15 protein-coding genes are annotated in these 15786 nt (G+C 46.6%); 6 read left to right on the top strand and 9 right to left on the bottom strand.

Going from position 1 to position 15786, the window contains the following annotated elements:
• Nucleotides 1-27: 27 nt before the first annotated feature.
• Nucleotides 28-450 (bottom strand): cysteine desulfurase sulfur acceptor subunit CsdE, encoded by a 423-nt coding sequence (gene csdE / locus B5D35_RS06500; protein ID WP_078751786.1) that lies wholly within the window; start codon nt 448-450, stop codon nt 28-30.
• Nucleotides 451-465: 15 nt separating this feature from the next.
• Nucleotides 466-1689 (bottom strand): cysteine desulfurase CsdA, encoded by a 1224-nt coding sequence (csdA, locus tag B5D35_RS06495; RefSeq protein ID WP_078751785.1) that lies wholly within the window; start codon nt 1687-1689, stop codon nt 466-468.
• Nucleotides 1690-2078: 389 nt separating this feature from the next.
• Here csdA and B5D35_RS06490 point away from each other — a divergent pair, with 389 nt between their 5' ends.
• From B5D35_RS06490 to rlmM, 4 genes are read left to right on the top strand one after another with little or no spacing between them, the layout of a single operon-like run.
• A complete protein-coding gene (locus B5D35_RS06490; RefSeq protein WP_078751784.1) occupies nt 2079-2984 on the top strand; it encodes a transcriptional regulator GcvA in 906 nt (301 codons plus the stop codon).
• Nucleotides 2981-3601, top strand: a complete 621-nt coding sequence (locus tag B5D35_RS06485; RefSeq protein WP_078751783.1) for an alpha/beta family hydrolase — start codon at nt 2981-2983, stop codon at nt 3599-3601. Before B5D35_RS06490 ends, B5D35_RS06485 begins: the two co-directional genes overlap by 4 nt.
• Nucleotides 3598-3972 (top strand): DUF423 domain-containing protein, encoded by a 375-nt coding sequence (locus B5D35_RS06480; protein WP_078751782.1) that lies wholly within the window; start codon nt 3598-3600, stop codon nt 3970-3972. Before B5D35_RS06485 ends, B5D35_RS06480 begins: the two co-directional genes overlap by 4 nt.
• 60 nt (nt 3973-4032) lie before the next feature.
• Nucleotides 4033-5100 (top strand): 23S rRNA (cytidine(2498)-2'-O)-methyltransferase RlmM, encoded by a 1068-nt coding sequence (gene rlmM, locus B5D35_RS06475; RefSeq protein WP_078751781.1) that lies wholly within the window; start codon nt 4033-4035, stop codon nt 5098-5100.
• 81 nt (nt 5101-5181) lie between these two features.
• Here the strand turns inward: rlmM and xni are convergent, their stop codons facing one another.
• From xni to queF, 5 genes are all read right to left on the bottom strand, one after another.
• Nucleotides 5182-5955, bottom strand: coding sequence for a flap endonuclease Xni (xni, locus tag B5D35_RS06470; RefSeq protein WP_078751780.1), 774 nt, complete (start codon nt 5953-5955; stop codon nt 5182-5184).
• 71 nt (nt 5956-6026) lie between these two features.
• On the bottom strand, nt 6027-7397 hold the full coding sequence (gene ppnN / locus B5D35_RS06465; protein WP_078751779.1) for a nucleotide 5'-monophosphate nucleosidase PpnN: 1371 nt from the start codon (nt 7395-7397) through the stop codon (nt 6027-6029).
• A 254-nt stretch (nt 7398-7651) separates the two neighbouring features.
• Entirely contained in the window at nt 7652-9220 is a 1569-nt protein-coding gene (locus B5D35_RS06460; protein ID WP_078751778.1) for a GGDEF domain-containing protein, read from the bottom strand.
• A gap of 90 nt (nt 9221-9310) precedes the next feature.
• Nucleotides 9311-11620 carry a tetratricopeptide repeat protein gene (locus B5D35_RS06455; RefSeq protein ID WP_078751777.1) on the bottom strand — a complete coding sequence of 770 codons (2310 nt, stop codon included), beginning with the start codon at nt 11618-11620 and terminating at the stop codon, nt 9311-9313.
• A 51-nt stretch (nt 11621-11671) separates the two neighbouring features.
• A complete protein-coding gene (gene queF, locus B5D35_RS06450) occupies nt 11672-12517 on the bottom strand; it encodes an NADPH-dependent 7-cyano-7-deazaguanine reductase QueF (protein ID WP_078751776.1) in 846 nt (281 codons plus the stop codon).
• A 62-nt stretch (nt 12518-12579) separates the two neighbouring features.
• On the opposite strand from queF, the gene syd reads away from it, so the two are divergent.
• Complete coding sequence (syd, locus tag B5D35_RS06445) at nt 12580-13125, top strand: SecY-interacting protein (protein WP_078751775.1); 546 nt, start codon at nt 12580-12582, stop codon at nt 13123-13125.
• Between the two features lie 6 nt (nt 13126-13131).
• The gene (locus B5D35_RS06440) at nt 13132-13908 is read left to right on the top strand and encodes a Zn-ribbon-containing protein (protein WP_078751774.1); all 777 of its coding nucleotides are present in this window, start codon (nt 13132-13134) and stop codon (nt 13906-13908) included.
• Nucleotides 13909-13947: 39 nt separating this feature from the next.
• On the opposite strand, the gene B5D35_RS06435 is transcribed toward B5D35_RS06440, so the two are convergent.
• Both B5D35_RS06435 and B5D35_RS06430 read right to left on the bottom strand, forming a co-directional pair.
• On the bottom strand, nt 13948-14226 hold the full coding sequence (locus B5D35_RS06435) for a DUF5320 domain-containing protein (protein WP_078751773.1): 279 nt from the start codon (nt 14224-14226) through the stop codon (nt 13948-13950).
• A 65-nt stretch (nt 14227-14291) separates the two neighbouring features.
• Nucleotides 14292-14525, bottom strand: coding sequence for a DUF2789 family protein (locus tag B5D35_RS06430; RefSeq protein ID WP_078751772.1), 234 nt, complete (start codon nt 14523-14525; stop codon nt 14292-14294).
• Nucleotides 14526-15786: the final 1261 nt, after the last annotated feature.

Below are 15786 nucleotides of genomic sequence, written 5' to 3'. Positions count from 1 at the left end.
AAGAATAAACTATCGTTTTCAGCGTACTTAAATTGTGCGGATTTGTTCGATGATCGCATACATGCCATTGCTGCGGGATTCGCTTAAATGATGGATGAGATCCATCGATTTAAAATAATCATCAAACTGAAATGATTGAATATCTTCGCGTGTCTTACCTTCTACCGCTGCGAGAACGATAGCTAATAACCCTTTGACAATTCGTGCATCTGAATCAGCAGAAAAATAATACAGATTTTCTTTTTCTTGCACTGAAAGCCACACTTTACTCTCGCAGCCCGGTACATTCAGGCTATGCATTTTCTGCGCTTCAGATAGTACTGGAAGCTTTTTCCCTAGCTGAATGACGACGCGGTATTTATCTTCCCAAGAACGACAGTTCGCCATTTGTGACAAGATGACGTCGGTGGTTATATCGGTGCCGAAAGGATGGGCAGGAAATGAGTTCATGATTATATGCCGTGGTTAAAGTAAGTCGCAGGCTTTTTGTATCGCAGCGATACAACGATCAATTTCTTCCTCTGTATTATACAAAGCAATGGACACGCGCACACAACCATTAATTCCGAGTGCATCCATCAGGGGATGCGCACAATGATGTCCAGAGCGAATGGCGATACCTTGTTGGTCAAGAAGCGTCGCGATGTCTGAGTGATGCACACCGTCAACATTGAATGCCACTACACTCGCTCCCGGCTGGAGGCCAATAATACGCAAATCATCAATGTCCTTAATGCCATTGACGAGTCGGGTTTGTAGTTGAGCGATGTGATGCTCTGCTTCCGCTCTATTGATCGAATTGTACCAATTTATGGCTGTTGCTAAACCAATGGCCCCCGCGACATTCGGCGTTCCTGCTTCAAACTTTGCAGGTGATTGGGCAAATTGTGTGCCTTGAAAGGAGACTTTCTCTACCATCTTTCCACCGCCATGCCATGGTGGCATCGCGTCGAGAAGCGCGGGCTTTCCGAAAAGGGCGCCAATGCCTGATGGTGCAAAGAGTTTATGACCAGAAAACACATAAAAGTCAGCATCAATATCTGTGACGTTGATGGCCTCATGCACGACAGCCTGTGCGCCATCCACAACCACGACAGCACCCATGTTGTGGGCTTTTTCAATAACAGGCTCAATGGGATTGCGCGTACCTGTCACATTGCTGATATGTCCCAAAACAACCAATTTGGTTTTCTCGTTGAGTAGGGAATCAAACGTGTCTAGGTCGAGGGTGCATGAGGTAGGATTTATTGGCCACTTTACAATCGTCGCACCTGTTTGCTGTGCCACAATCTGCCAAGGGACGATGTTGGCGTGGTGTTCCATTTCACTGACAAGGATTTCATCGCCTTGATTTAAGTGCTGCCTCGCGTAGCTTTGTGCAATGAGGTTCAAGGCTTCTGTTGCGCCGCGAGTCCAAACGATGCCTTTGCTCGGTGCACCCAAAAAGTCTGCGACAGTTTTTCTGGCCGCTTCGAAACGGTTGGTTGCTGCGGTTGTTAATGAATGTGAGCCACGATGTACGTTAGCTGTCGCACCAGAATAATATTGACTGATCGCGTCAATGACTACCTTTGGCTTTTGTGATGTGGCCGCACTGTCAAGGTATACCAAAGACTGCTGAGTGGCATTGTGGGTCAAAGAAGGAAACGCTTTTCGTATCGTTTCAACGTGAAAAGGGCGCGTTGTCATCGTGGGAAAATCACTTAAACCGGAACAGGGAGAGAATGATCACCTTTCTCACGCGTTAACTCAAGTGAAAGTCTATTTCTGTGTTTTGTGGGGCGCAAGGTGTCAGAATGTGTTTATCGTATACAAAAAAAAGCACCGAGTTTTCACTCAGTGCTACGACAAATCATTTGATAGATCGGATTCAAAATACAGCAAGTATTAGGGTAGCAATCACTACCGAGATCTGGCATTAGCCAAAAATATGCAAACACAACATCGCAACCACAAAGAGAGATTCGCGAAAAATGCGGACTTTGTGGTGCGTGCAAACTATAGGTTTTCTCTGGCGCCAGAACAATGGACATTTTATAATGTTTTACATTAGAAAAACTTATCTTTAAGGAAGGGGTATGGCTCGTCGGTTACCACCTTTAAATGCCTTGCGCGTCTTCGAAGCAGCCGCGCGCCACTTGAGCTTCACGCGTGCAGCGGAAGAGCTGTTCGTCACGCAAGCTGCGGTCAGTCATCAAATTAAAGCCTTAGAAGAATTTCTGGGTTTGAAACTATTTCGCAGAAGGAATCGTTCGCTTCTCCTGACGGAAGAGGGACAAGGTTATTTCCTTGATATTAAGGATATTTTAATTGCATTGGCGGATGCGACAGATCGTGTGTTGGAACGCGGTGCAAAAGGTGCGTTAACGATTAGTTTACCGCCAAGTTTTGCTATCCAGTGGTTGGTGCCGAGGTTGGCTGATTTCAATCAGCAGCACCCTGAAATTGATGTCCGAATCAAGGCTGTTGATATGGAGGATGGATCGTTGACTGATGATGTCGATGTGGCTATTTACTATGGTCGAGGCAATTGGGCAGGACTGCGCTGTGACGAGCTGTACCCAGAGTTTTTATTGCCGGTTTGCAGTCCCGCGACGCTTGCAGGCGCCAAGCCATTGAACACCCTTGAAGACTTACAACATCACACTTTGCTGCACGATCGTTCTCGAAAAGATTGGAAAGCCTACGCCAAGCTTTATCAGATTAGCAGCGTTAATCTAAACTATGGCCCGATTTTTAGTCATTCCGCGATGGTGCTTCAAGCGGCAGCATTGGGACAAGGGGTGGCTCTCAGTAATAACGTGCTTGCTCAGCCAGAATTAGAATCTGGGCGTTTAGTGTGTCCGTTTGACCATTTTTTAATGAGTAAAAATGCGTTTTATCTTGTCAGTCAGCAAAAAGACGCTGACTCAGGAAGGATCAGTGCGTTTAGGGAGTGGGTGCTGGCGAAAGCCGCCGCAGAACAGGAGAGTATTTCTGCATGAATCATGTGTTAATTGATGGTCCAGACGAGGCCGCATTTACTTTTATTTTTGCCCACGGTGCTGGGGCGGGGATGGACCATGACTTTATGGACGATGTAGCAAGGCGTATCGCGGCGCAAGGTGTGCGTGTTGTTCGTTTTAATTTTCCTTATATGGTCAAACGAGCCGAAGATGGGAAAAAACGACCACCCGATCGCGCGCCCAAGCTCCTTGACGCCTTTAACGCAGTGATCGATGAGTTCGCATCAGAGAGCACGGTGATTGGTGGAAAGTCGATGGGAGGCCGAATGGCGAGCCACCTGTCGGAGTGTGCGCGAATTAAAGGGATCTGTTGCCTTGGTTTTCCTTTCCACCCTCCAGGGAAACCGGAAAAAGACAAAGGTGAGCACTTGGCGTCATTGACATTACCTGCGCTGATCCTCCAAGGAGAGCGAGACACTTTTGGAAACCGAAGTGAGCTCGAAGCCTATCCGTTATCAGACTTTGTGACGTTAACCTTCATACCTGACGGTGATCACAGCTTTAAACCTCGTAAAGCTTCCGGCCATACAGAATCACAAAACCGCCAATTGGCCGCAGATAAGATCGTGGCTTTCATTCAAAAGGTGTGCGCATGATTGGAAGAAAAATCGCATCGATAGGATGCCTTGTTGCTGGTGTCGCTGTCGCGCTTGGGGCGTTTGCAGCTCATGGGTTAAAAGCACAATTAACACCGTATGAACTCTCTATTGTAGAGAAAGGCGTTCAGTATCAATTCTGGCACGCGCTGGCACTTATTGGTCTAGGTATTTGGTATCACGTCGCACCTAAGCGTAGTCTTGCTGTCGCATCCTGTTTTATTGGGGCTGGTATCCTCTGTTTCAGTGGCAGTCTTTATGGTTTGGCGCTGTTGGACTGGCGTTGGTTATGGCCAATCACACCGCTTGGTGGAACTTGCTTTTTAGTCGGTTGGGGGGGGGCCGCGTGGTCTTTGTGGCGCAAAGCTTGAGTTAGAGGGGCTGCTTGACGATAATGGCGCGTTATTTTTACCAGGTAGAAAAGGCCTCGTGTGAACCAGATTTTATTGTATTGCCGCCAAGGCTTTGAAAAAGAGTGTGCGGGTGAAATTCAGGACAAGGCAACGGAAGTCGAAGTGTATGGTTTTCCTCGCGTGGAGAAGAATACTGGCTACGTGCTGTTTGAGTGTTACCAGCAAGGCGATGCAGAAAAACTGCTTCAGAAATTGCCGTTAACCTCTCTGATTTTTTCGCGCCAGATGATCGCTGTCGTAGACACACTGAACGATCTTGATCCAGGCGATCGGATATCACCAATCCTTGCATTGGGCGGCGAGTTGCCAAAATGTGGTGACGTACGTGTTGAAACCCCCGATACCGCGCAAGCGAAAGAACTGCTGAAATTCTGCCGTAAGTTTACCGTGCCATTGCGTCAGGCTTTGCGAAAGCGTGGTGTATTGCTGGCAAAAGAAAACGCGAAAAAACCTGTGCTGCACCTGTGTTTCACGGCGCCAGGATGCTGTTTTGTGGGGTATTCACTGAGCAATAACAACTCACCGCACTATATGGGTATCCATCGCTTAAAATTCCCGTCAGATGCACCGAGCCGGTCAACGTTGAAGTTGGAAGAGGCGTTCCATGCCTTTATTCCGCGTGAAGAGTGGGATGAACGCATAGCCCCTGGAATGAAGGCGGTGGATCTGGGTGCATGTCCAGGGGGCTGGACTTATCAGCTGGTGAAGCGTTCGATGTTCGTGCACTCCGTCGATAATGGCGCGATGGCCGAAAGCTTGATGGAAACGGGCCAGGTGAAGCACCATGCCGTTGATGGTTTCAAGTTTGAACCACCAAGAAAAAACGTAACGTGGCTAGTGTGTGACATGATTGAAAAACCCTATCGTGTGGCGCAATTGATGGGTGAGTGGCTGATTGCGGGTTGGGCAAAAGAAACCATTTTCAACCTTAAACTGCCAATGAACCGTCGTTACGAGCAGGTAAAAGATGACTTGCAGAACCTGAAAAAATTCTTGATTGAGAATGGGGTTCGCTTTGAGATGCAAGCAAAGCATCTATACCATGACCGCGAAGAAGTGACCGTTCACATTCGTGTGATTAAGTAATACGGAACAAACAACCTGAATCTTCAGAACGTTTGGGTTTGGAAGGCAGCCAGTTGGCTGCCTTTTTTGGTTCTTTAGCAACTATTGCGCAGGGTTGAAGCGGATATCCTGCAGATTAAACCCTAAGATGATATCGGTTTTTAACGTGGCGACTTGTTTGCAGCGCAGTGCCAGCGCTTGGTTACCGTCCAGCTTTTTTGCCCACTTAGGTTCAATATCTTCAGCAGCAAAAAGTTGCTCCAATGTGCCATAGCGTTGCAGCAATGTGGACGCTGTTTTTGGACCAATGCCGGGGACACCGGAAACACCACTAGAGCTGATCCCCACCAATCCCCAATAGTCGGTTAACTGTGATGCAAGCACTGAAAATTCTTTTTCAATAAATGGTGTGTCTAGCCAACGCTGCTGGAAATAGTCGCGTATCCGAATGGTTGGATGCAGAAGTTGGCAATATCCTTTGTCGGTTGAGATGATAGTGACTTGTCCGTTGTGGCTGCCTACTTTCAAGGCCAGTGTCGCAATCATGTCATCCGCTTCATCACCGGACGACAGCAGGGAATCAATACCCATATCCCAGAACGCATCTTGGATCTTGTTCAGGCCCTGTTGTAAAGCCTCCGGCATCGGTTTACGCCCTTGCTTGTATTCAGGCACTAATTCCGCACGCCATCCTCTGTCTTGCTCTGCGTGGTCAAACACAGCCACCATGTGTGTAGGCTCGGCTTCTTTTATGATTTTATTGAGTGCGCGGCAACAGACCTGTGCAGCTCCCGCGATGTCATCGGGATTCGGTTGTGCGGCATGGACACGACGGATGAGGTTCATGGCATCAATGATGACAAGATGGATTGACATGGATTACCCAAAAAGAATGGCCAGATAAGGCCATTCTAATTTGTTGGAAGATAAATGAAAGGAGCTTTTCGTTATCGGCCACCAGAGCCTTGAACGATTTCATAGCACGGTACGTAAGCGGTGCCGGGTAATTTCATTCGTTGTTGTTCGACGAAACCTCGAAGGAGTTTGTCCATTTTCTTCATGAGTATCGCATCGCCGTTTATCTTGAACGGGCCATTGCGCTCGATTTCGCGAATGCCTTCTTCTTTCACATTACCGGCTACGATTCCGGAGAATGCTTGCCGTAAAGCAGATGCAAGCAACTCAGGACGTTGGTTCATATGTAGATCGAGGTTTGCCATGTTTTCATGGTTTGGTTCGAAAGGGAGTTGGAATTCGGGCGATATTTTCAACGACCAATTGAACGAGTATGCGTCGCCTGTTGATTGGCGATGCTCTTTTACTGTGGGCATCGCTTGTTTAATGATGCGGGCAGCTTTTGCTGGGTCGCCAATGACGATTTCATAATACTTAGTTGCTTGTTCTCCCAAGACATCACGTATGAATTCATCAATGACGCGGAAGTAATTGGCGCTTTCTTTCGGGCCAGTCAGCACGACGGGCATGGGTTGGCTTGCATTGTCTGGGTGCATCAATATGCCCAGCAAATACAGGAGTTCTTCCGCTGTACCTGCGCCACCGGGGAAGATAATGATCGCATGGCCCATACGCACGAAAGCTTCGAGGCGTTTCTCAATGTCCGGCATGATCACCAACTCATTGACGATGGGGTTGGGTGGCTCAGCTGCAATAATAGAAGGCTCGGTTAAGCCTAGAAAACGCCCGTCTTTCACGCGTTGTTTAGCGTGGCCGATCGCTGCGCCTTTCATCGGACCTTCCATCGCGCCAGGGCCACAACCGGTACAGACATTAAGTTCGCGTAAACCGAGTTCATTACCCACTTCCCGCGTGTATTGGTATTCAATGGCATTGATAGAGTGCCCGCCCCAGCAGACGACAAGGTTCGGGTCTTTCCCTGGCACAAGTGCTTTGGCGTTTCGCAAAATATCAAAAATAAGGTTAGTAATATGGCTGGAGTTGGTCAGGTTGAACACTTTTGCATGCTCAAGCTGAACGTTGACATGGACTATGTCGCGAAGCACGGAGAACATGTGCTCCTGAATGCCTCGAATGATGCGCCCATCAACAAAGGCGTGTTCGGGTGGGTTAATCAGTTCGAGCTTCACGCCGCGTTCTCTTCGCATCACTCGTATGTCGAAGGTTTTGTATTGCTCAAGCAGTTCTTTTGAACTGTCAGTGTGGCTGCCTGAGTTCAATACAGCGAGGGAGCAATTGCGGTACAGACGGTACAAATCGCTTTTTGCTGTGTCTTTGAGTCTGTCGACTTCCAGTTGAGAGAGAAGATCCATGGCCCCGACTGGGCTGATATGCGTGATCATAGTCACCTCCTGTGTAGAAAAACACACTAGGGAAAGAGAGCGGCGTGCTTAAGACACCATTTCGCTTATTTGTTCATTGTTATTCGCGGTGGGGGCATCCCCAAGAAAAACAGTATGTTAATTAAACATACACATTGGTGTGGGGTTTAGCCAGTAATTCGACAAAAAGAGAATGTTGTAAGGTAAAAGATACAGGCGGTTTAGTGAGCAGTTTCACATTGTCCAATCCACGAGGAGGAATCGGGTTTTGGGCTCTATTGTGCCCAAACCAATTTGTTTCTGCCGTTATGCTTAGCATTGTATAACGCACTGTCTGCACGTTCGAGTACATCAACAGTATTGTCTTTGTTCATAAACATACTGGCACCAATAGAAACGGTAACAGTGAGGCGTTTATTTTTGAATTTAAAAGGCAATCTTGCGACGGTTTCTCGAATGTTATCGAGTATGTGAGTACGGGTCGTTTCTTCGGCGTCGGGCAGTAACACAACGAATTCTTCACCGCCAAAACGTGCGATAAAGTCGGTATCACGTAAGCATTGATGAATGGTACGGGCGACAACTTTTAATACCTTATCACCCACCAAATGCCCGTATTGGTCATTGACCGATTTGAAGTGGTCAATGTCGATCATCGCGAGACAGAATGGAGATTGGTAACGCAACCAGCAACGATACTCATGTTCTAATCTGTCATCCAATGCTGCTCGGTTGTATACCTTGGTTAGCGGGTCTAGTAGCAGTTTTCGCTCTTGATCGCCCAAACGACGGCGATAATCCATAGTTTGAGTATAAAGCGCATTGAGCTTTTGCTCGTTATGTTGAAGTTGTTCAAGAAGTTGTTGCTCGCGCTCTTCCAACGCTTTATTTCTCGCGACAATGGAGGCGAGATTGTCTGATACCTTGCTTAAATTTGGACGCAGATCCTCTAACGATATGGCCTCGTTGAGGTGAATATGCATTTCATCAACAGACAGTGCTAACTCCTCATTCAATGAGGTTCTTTGTGTTGCAATCGTCTGGGTCGTGTCGATTGAGCGCCCGTTGTGACGTTGCAATACTGACAGATCTTCATTTAGCTGGTTCAGAAACGTTTGCGATGCTTTGCGTTCGTTTCGTGTTCCTTCCAGGAGCAGCTGAACAGATTCGAGCGTGAGTTCTAGCAGCGTTTGTGCATCAGGAGAAAGCAAAAGGCGATTCCTGATATCTAGCAATCGGTCGCCGACTTCACCATCGAAATCAAGCTCCGTCACCAGATGTTGCAGTTCGCCAGCTAACTGGTTGATACGGTCAATATTCAACAGCTCTTTGGCTGTCAGCCCATTGGAGGGTAAAGAGAGAAGTTTAATTGCGCGCTCATAGAGTTGAAGCAAGGCAATAATTTTCTGGTTATTACCGTTTGTTTCTTCCTCTGGACGTTGGATCAGGTTCCGTAAATCGCGTTTTAGTTGCGCGGGCAAACCGGGCAAACCGGGCAAACATTTTAAGGTTTCGCCGCTTTGCAAAAACTGGTTTTCTAACGCGTCTTTCGCTTTCTCTTGCGCATGAGTATGTTTATTGACCATTCTCTCTACCAAAGCCAGTTGAGGAATCAATCTCCCTACATCTTCCTGAGCGTCTAGGTCTCGTTGAATTTGAGCCAGCTTTTGGTTGATGAGGGGTTCATCTTGCGCTTGTGAAGCAGTGATAAGACGTGAAATTAGCCTTTTCAAGATCGTCGCTTCGCGCCGCGATTTAAGAGCCAAATCACGGGCGACCAGCTGAGAGTGCTGCAACTTTTCTGTCAGTGTGATGACATCTTCATCTGATGAGAAGTTGGACATAAAACGCGATTACATCTCCAAACCCAAACAGTGAAAAACCTCACTGATAATGCGGGCTACTAATTCCAAACGCTAAGGCGCAACTTCTAGCTATAACGGTTTACTGCTAGTGTTATCAATTGATTGGCGCCAGTTTTTATCAGAATCGTGAACCGTCTGCCAGTTAATTCCACTGGATGCTGAAGTTTTAACCTTTATCAATCCGGAATTGATGGCTTCAAGGCAGGCTTGACGGACATTGGTGTCTGCAAAGCAGGCGGCGGGCGTGGAATCAATCGCACTCAAATAGACCCATTGGCTTGTTTCTTCTGCCTTACAGGCCTGACGGGCTGCGCTGGTGGCCATTAACAGAATGTCGATGAGTTCTTTGTCATTAATAGAGGTGAACGCACGAGGTAAGAAAGGATAATCTGCCATACCAATGCGTAGTCTGTCGTCGACATCGACAAGTTTGTATTCGCGTACAAAGCCATCGACCATCGCCTGAATTTTTCGGGCCATTTCGTCGGGCGTATCCGGCGAACTGGCGTGATGCTCGATGTAAATAAACATGGCATCGGAAAAGTGATAAAGGCGCGCAGGCTCTTGTGTATGAACTTTGAGGTAGTTGCCCAAATCTCGTTCGAGTTCGAGCCCTTTGAGGTAGCCATGTTGCAGGTAGGCGACTTTCAAAAAGGGGACTTCAAACATGGCAAAGCTGAGTTTGTCACTCAGGGGCTCATGGATCATTTCCCCAAGGTACCATTGTTCGAGTTGGGCGCTGCTTTTAGCCAAGGAGTTTGACAGTCTGTCGTTAAGCATGCGCAGGTTTCTCAGACCGCTTCTTGGATGGGTGTAGAGCTCTTCGCGTAAAGCATCTAACTGAGATTGGCGCGCATTTGCGGTACGATGGCGTAGCACAAGGATCAGTAAAATAATGCTTAGGCTGCCGAGCAGGAACAGGTTGATTTTCTTTTGTTCGACAATGTTTTTGCTGTCTTGTGCCTGTTTTTTCTGCATGTCTTCAATTTGCAATTGACGCTCAATCACGCGCTGGCGGCGCTTGAAGGATTCAGCTTCTTGAATTTGGCGTCGGCTTTCATTTCGTTGGTTAAGCAAATCGAATTTACGTTGAACGTGAAGGGCCTCTTCATACAGGCCTTTTTGTTCATAAGCTTTGGAAAGTTTTGGCAAGCATTCGAGTATAAGGAGACGATTTTTTAGTGCTTCTGCGTTCAGCAGCGCCTGTTTGAGGGATTGCAGTGCGACGTCGTTATCATGGGTGCGAAGCGCAAGTTCACCTTTTAGGATCAGTGCACGAGTCAATGGTTCCGTCAGTTTAGCGTCTTGGGCTATGTCAATCGCATTATCAACGTATTTTTCTGCTTGGTTATATCGCAAGAGTTTTAAATAGGTATCGGCAATGGCAATTTTTATGTTGGCGATTTTTGGTGCGCGAGACAGTGTGTTTTCAATATCTAGCGCGTTGAAATAGTGCACTAAGGCAAAGTTATATCGGTTTTGTTTGCTGTAAATATCCGCCAGCAGGGTCTGGGTATTAGATAGACCTCGGCTTAAATCAAAATGCTCATAAAACTCAGCGGCTTGATTGGCATGCTGAAGTGCTTTGTCTAAAACCCCCTGTTGACGATAAAGCTTGGTGAGAGAGACGTTAGAACTCGCAATTTCCGGTGTTAAATCATTTTCACTTGCTAACCAATAGGCACTTAACAATTCTGCCAAGGCTTGCTCATAAGATTGTTTTTGTAAAAAATAATTGCCGATTGCGATCTGATAGCGCACTTTTTGCTGGATATCAGGTTTGTCACCTAACTCACGGTAAGCCAGATCAAATTGGTCGAATGTGGCCTTCTCACTGTCAGAGTGAGACACGATGATGGCTTTGAGTAGCGCAGCTTCAAAAGCCAGATAGTTTAGATTTTTACTTCGCGTTTCTCCTTCAGGAGGCAGTTCAGCAAAAAGGCTGTTTAACTTCTGCTCAGCGGCGACGGCATTGTTGTCCAAATGATAAAGCAAGGATGCTTCAACAAACGCCAGTTCCAATGACATTTGTTGAAGGCTGTTTTCCTGCATCATTTGCCTAGCGCTATTCAGGGCTTTCCATGCCGCGTTGTGATTTCCTATTACGCTGTTTGCTTTTGCCAATACGATATAGGCGTGCACCGTGTTCATGGGTGATCGAATCGAACGATCAGCCTCATTGTTGGTGTGTAGCCTATTGGTGGCTTGACTCAGACGTCGCTGGACGAGAAAACGCTCTGCTATTTCAATCGATTTTTCCGGTGTGGTTTGGATCATCGACTCTGCTTCAGAGAGTATTGGCGTGGAGTATATTTTCGCACTGACGTGTGTGGTCAGTAACAAAGAAAGAAGACAAATAGCCGCAGGAATTAAGCGCATGGTTCCCGTTTAAATAAAAATAAAGCAGGCTATTTAGGCCTGCTATTGGAATTACTGGCGAGCCAGACGATTGTTTTCGCTAGGTGTTTTACCCATGTTAGTACGGTATGGGTTAATATCCAAACCACCGCGACGCGTGTAACGTGCGTAAACCGTCAGAAGCTCTGGTTGGCAGTATTTCATCAGGTCAGTAAAAATACGTTCAACACATTGCTCGTGGAATTCGTTGTGACGACGGAAAGAAACAATATATCGCAGCAGCTTTTCGCGATTAATGCGCTTGCCTTTGTAGGCGATGCGCACCGAGCCCCAATCAGGTTGACTGGTGATCAGACAGTTTGACTTTAGAAGGTTGCTGTTCAGTGTTTCTGTGACAATCGGGCCTTCAGCGGCACCTTCTAATAGGGACGCATCGAATTCGTAATTGTCGACTTCGATATCCTGTTCATCGATGTTCTCCCCGCCAAACGCGACTACAGAGGCGTTGCTGAATTCTTCCAGAGGAAGAATGGTGACATCCACATCTGATCCCGCACATGCAGACAAGTCTTTTGCCAGTGTATCAACCACTTCCTGCCAGTTTTTAAACTTGGTTTGGTTGAAGCTGTTTAGGTAAAGTTTGAACGACTTTGATTCAATCAGGTTTGGGCTGGTCGCAGGTAAGCGCACTTCGCCGATCGCGACTTGTGGCAGGCCTTTTGCGTTAAGCCATGACAGTTCGTAGAGCGTCCAAATGTCGTACCCAGTAAAAGGCAGTGAATCCCCTAAGTCTAGGTCATCACGGTTAAGGCTTCGAGGTACAGGTTGCAGCAGTTCAGGTGCATAGTGTTCCTGATAGTCCGTTTTCTGACCTAGTGTTAGGCCAGCAAGTTCTTTTGCATCTTGATATTTGCTCATACGGTTTTGCCACGGATCGATTAGAATGCGCAAAGTTTACTGAATCTTGAGGAATCTTGCTAATGAATCACTCTGTCACTACCACGCTTTGGTCGTTCAGCGAGCGCTTTGTCGAAGCATGGCAATCACATCATGGCTCTATGCCACAAAGTGATGCGTATTTAGAACTCGTATCGCCGTGTGTTTTACAAGATACTGATGATGTGGTGATTTGGCAGCCAGTGAAGCGTGAAGAGCTGGCAGATTTTTCAAATGTTGAAGACGGAATTGGTATTCAACTGCATGGTGATATTAAAGCATTTTATGCTGGGCAATACTGTGGAGACATGACGGCTTCTTTCGAGGGGTTGAGTGTTGAGTTGATCCAAGTGTGGAGTGACGAGGATTTACCTCGTTTACAGGAAAATATTTTGGGCCATCTTCTGATGCAGAAGCGATTGAAACAAAACCCGACAGTTTTCATAGCGTCAACCCATGATGAGCTGGATGTTATCTCTATTTGTAACGTGAGCGGCGAAGTTGTCAAAGAGCGTGTGGGAACTAAGCAGCGTATTGTTTTGGCGGAGAATGTTGAGCAATTCCTTTCCCAGTTGTCGCCAGAGGTTTAAGTCACCATGTATGTTGTTGATGAACTTACATTTGAATGTTTTGATAACACAACGATTTCCGTGGTTGACCGCGCAGTCAATGGTTTGATGGATGCGTTGCGTTACAATGGGCAAGTGCTGGGGCGTGAATTCCCGATGGTGTTGGGAGACGGCCAGTTTCATGTTCGTGCAGTCTGTCCTGAAAAAGATAGCCTCAGTATTAAATACAACAGTCCTCAAGTCAGTGGAAAGCTTCGCCAGCTTTCAGATGCGTGTTTGCTCTCGCCAAAAGTGAAGGTACTGGGACGGGACATTAATTCTGAAGAAAGTGCCGCCGATGAACCGCGCTCATGGCAAGTTTTATACACCACCTATGTGCATACATGTTCGCCGCTACGTTGTGGTGAAACGTTGCTATCTATCCCTCTTTATCGTATTCCTGCAACGTTTAATGGTGACCACAAAGCCGAAGTTAAATGGCAAACGGAATGGCAAGCCTGTGATGAAATTCAGATGGCGGGTGCGTTTAAAGCAGAACATGCCGCTTTGGCTGAGATTCAGGATGCTGACAGTTTGTTGTTCAGAAAAGGGTGGGATATTCGTGGCCGTATCGAATACTTAACCAAGATACCCACGTATTACTACCAATACCGTGTCGGCGGAGAAGGGGTGGAGTCTGAATTGGCACGGAAATGCCCGAAATGTGGCGGAAATTGGTTGCAAGACGCGCCGATTCATGACGTTTTTCACTTTAAATGTGAGGAATGCCGAATCGTTTCTAACCTTTCCTGGGACTTTCAATGATCCGGTCGCAGTCGACACCTGATCGGCTGCGACATCTCGTCAAGCCAATCGTTGCTCCAATGCGTTCAAACGTTCGGTCAAGGTTTTGACTTGTTGCTCCAATTCCGCGATGCGTGCATCTGCATCCTTTGGGGCATCTACTTTTTCTACTTTCGGGACCGTGCCGCTTTTTTTCCAGCGTTGAAGCGCGCTAATGATCAGTGGCATTGGGACGGGTGCGGACAAGCGGCTTTTAATCAGAGCGATGGAAGGTTCCTTGCCATCATTAACCAAAGATCCGATGGCTTTTTCAAGTAACCGTGTAAAGTCAGTGCTCACGTTTCTTCCTTAATTTCAAAGCATTCAAGCTTTAATTTGAATTCGTGCCAAGGATGACATGGGAGTCAGGGCTTTCGCAATAAGGTATCCAATAAATCAATTTGTTCAACCCAATCGGCATCTTGTAACTTTGCTTCTTCCAAAAATTGCTTTTGACTGGTGGTCCAAAACGTGGCGCTAGTTAGGCTCTCTCCTTCCTTCAATGAATGCTGTATAACAAAAGCCTCAATAGATGCTTTCTCTGACGGTAGACCCAACTGTTGAAACAGACTTTCGAGATTGTGATTGAAGACTTCCATAAAAAACCTCTTTGATGGGGAGTTTTCTCAGTATAGATGGGCTTGTGATAACTTTGCCGTCAAAGCGTGTGCGAGATCGCTTACATGGCAGTAGGAATATGCATCTTTAACCTTGGGTAAATGTCTTTTTTGATTGCATTAATTACTTAAAAATCAATTAGATATTGTTGTTTAATTTGTGTGAACATAAAAATGTGATGTCGATCGAACGTAGGTGGGTTGTTTAACCCTCGCAATCACGTAATCTGTTTCTTGTCGGCAGGATACTGACACAGGGAACAGGATACGGAATGGAAACCAGATGCCAGGATGGCGGGTAACAACGGAATGGTTACCATCAGGGATTGACGTATCAAGGAAGGCAGGAATTTGCAGTAAACAGGATGTTTGCTGGTCAGGAAGACATCAAGGACTCGTCTAAGGACAGATGACGGAACACCTTCAGGATGAAGGCAGGACATGCTCAGGAAGAGTAAGAGTCGAAACATGAAGCTTCGACGGGTCAAGGTAAGACTAAAGGACACCTCCAGGACGGAGAGTTAAGGACATCGCTGAAGGACTCAGCTGCTAATCAAGGAAATGATGCAGGGAGCACATTTCGTAGCGGGATAGCTGCAAGTAAGACCTTAAGGGCACGACGAACGTCGTGCCCGTTCTTTTTTGTTTTTATTAAATATCTCTACAACTTACTTTCTTCACTATCTTTCTCCTCTTAGCGGTCTAGGCACAACGCTGTCTTTTAGCTGTTCACTTGCATCATTCCAGTGAAAAATTCTTCATGCTCTTAATCTCATTCTTAGAACCAGAAATATTATATTGTGCGAATGGCGTATCGGCGTGTGAGAGATCTCTTACACCAGCGTAAGAAACGGCTGTTTTATTTGCTGTAAATTGGAAATGACTGAAATAAAATTCTTTTATTTTCAATGTGTTGATGTTTTCGCGTGATGATGCACTCCAAATTGTGATTTTGATCACCTGTGAGTTGGTTGTTTTGAAATGTGGTTCGCGTAATCTTTGCGGTGTCGGAAGGAACTGGCAAACGGAACAGGAACTAACACCACGGACTTTGGTCGCTCAGGATGAGCAGGTAATGCAAGGAATGTGTTACCTGCAAGGAATGCGGAATTAGGAACACGGATGGAACCGTTACAGTAAATAGGATGTTTACTGGTCAGGATGACACTTAGGACAACCCAGGATGGGGGCTTAAGGAAACACTTCAGGACGAAGTAATGGACACCCTCAGGAAGAGGATGAG

The organism is Enterovibrio nigricans DSM 22720, assembly GCF_900167155.1.
Classification (GTDB): domain Bacteria; phylum Pseudomonadota; class Gammaproteobacteria; order Enterobacterales; family Vibrionaceae; genus Enterovibrio; species Enterovibrio nigricans.
Note: the sequence above shows the minus strand (reverse complement) of the source record. Positions and strands in the feature narration are given on the sequence as shown.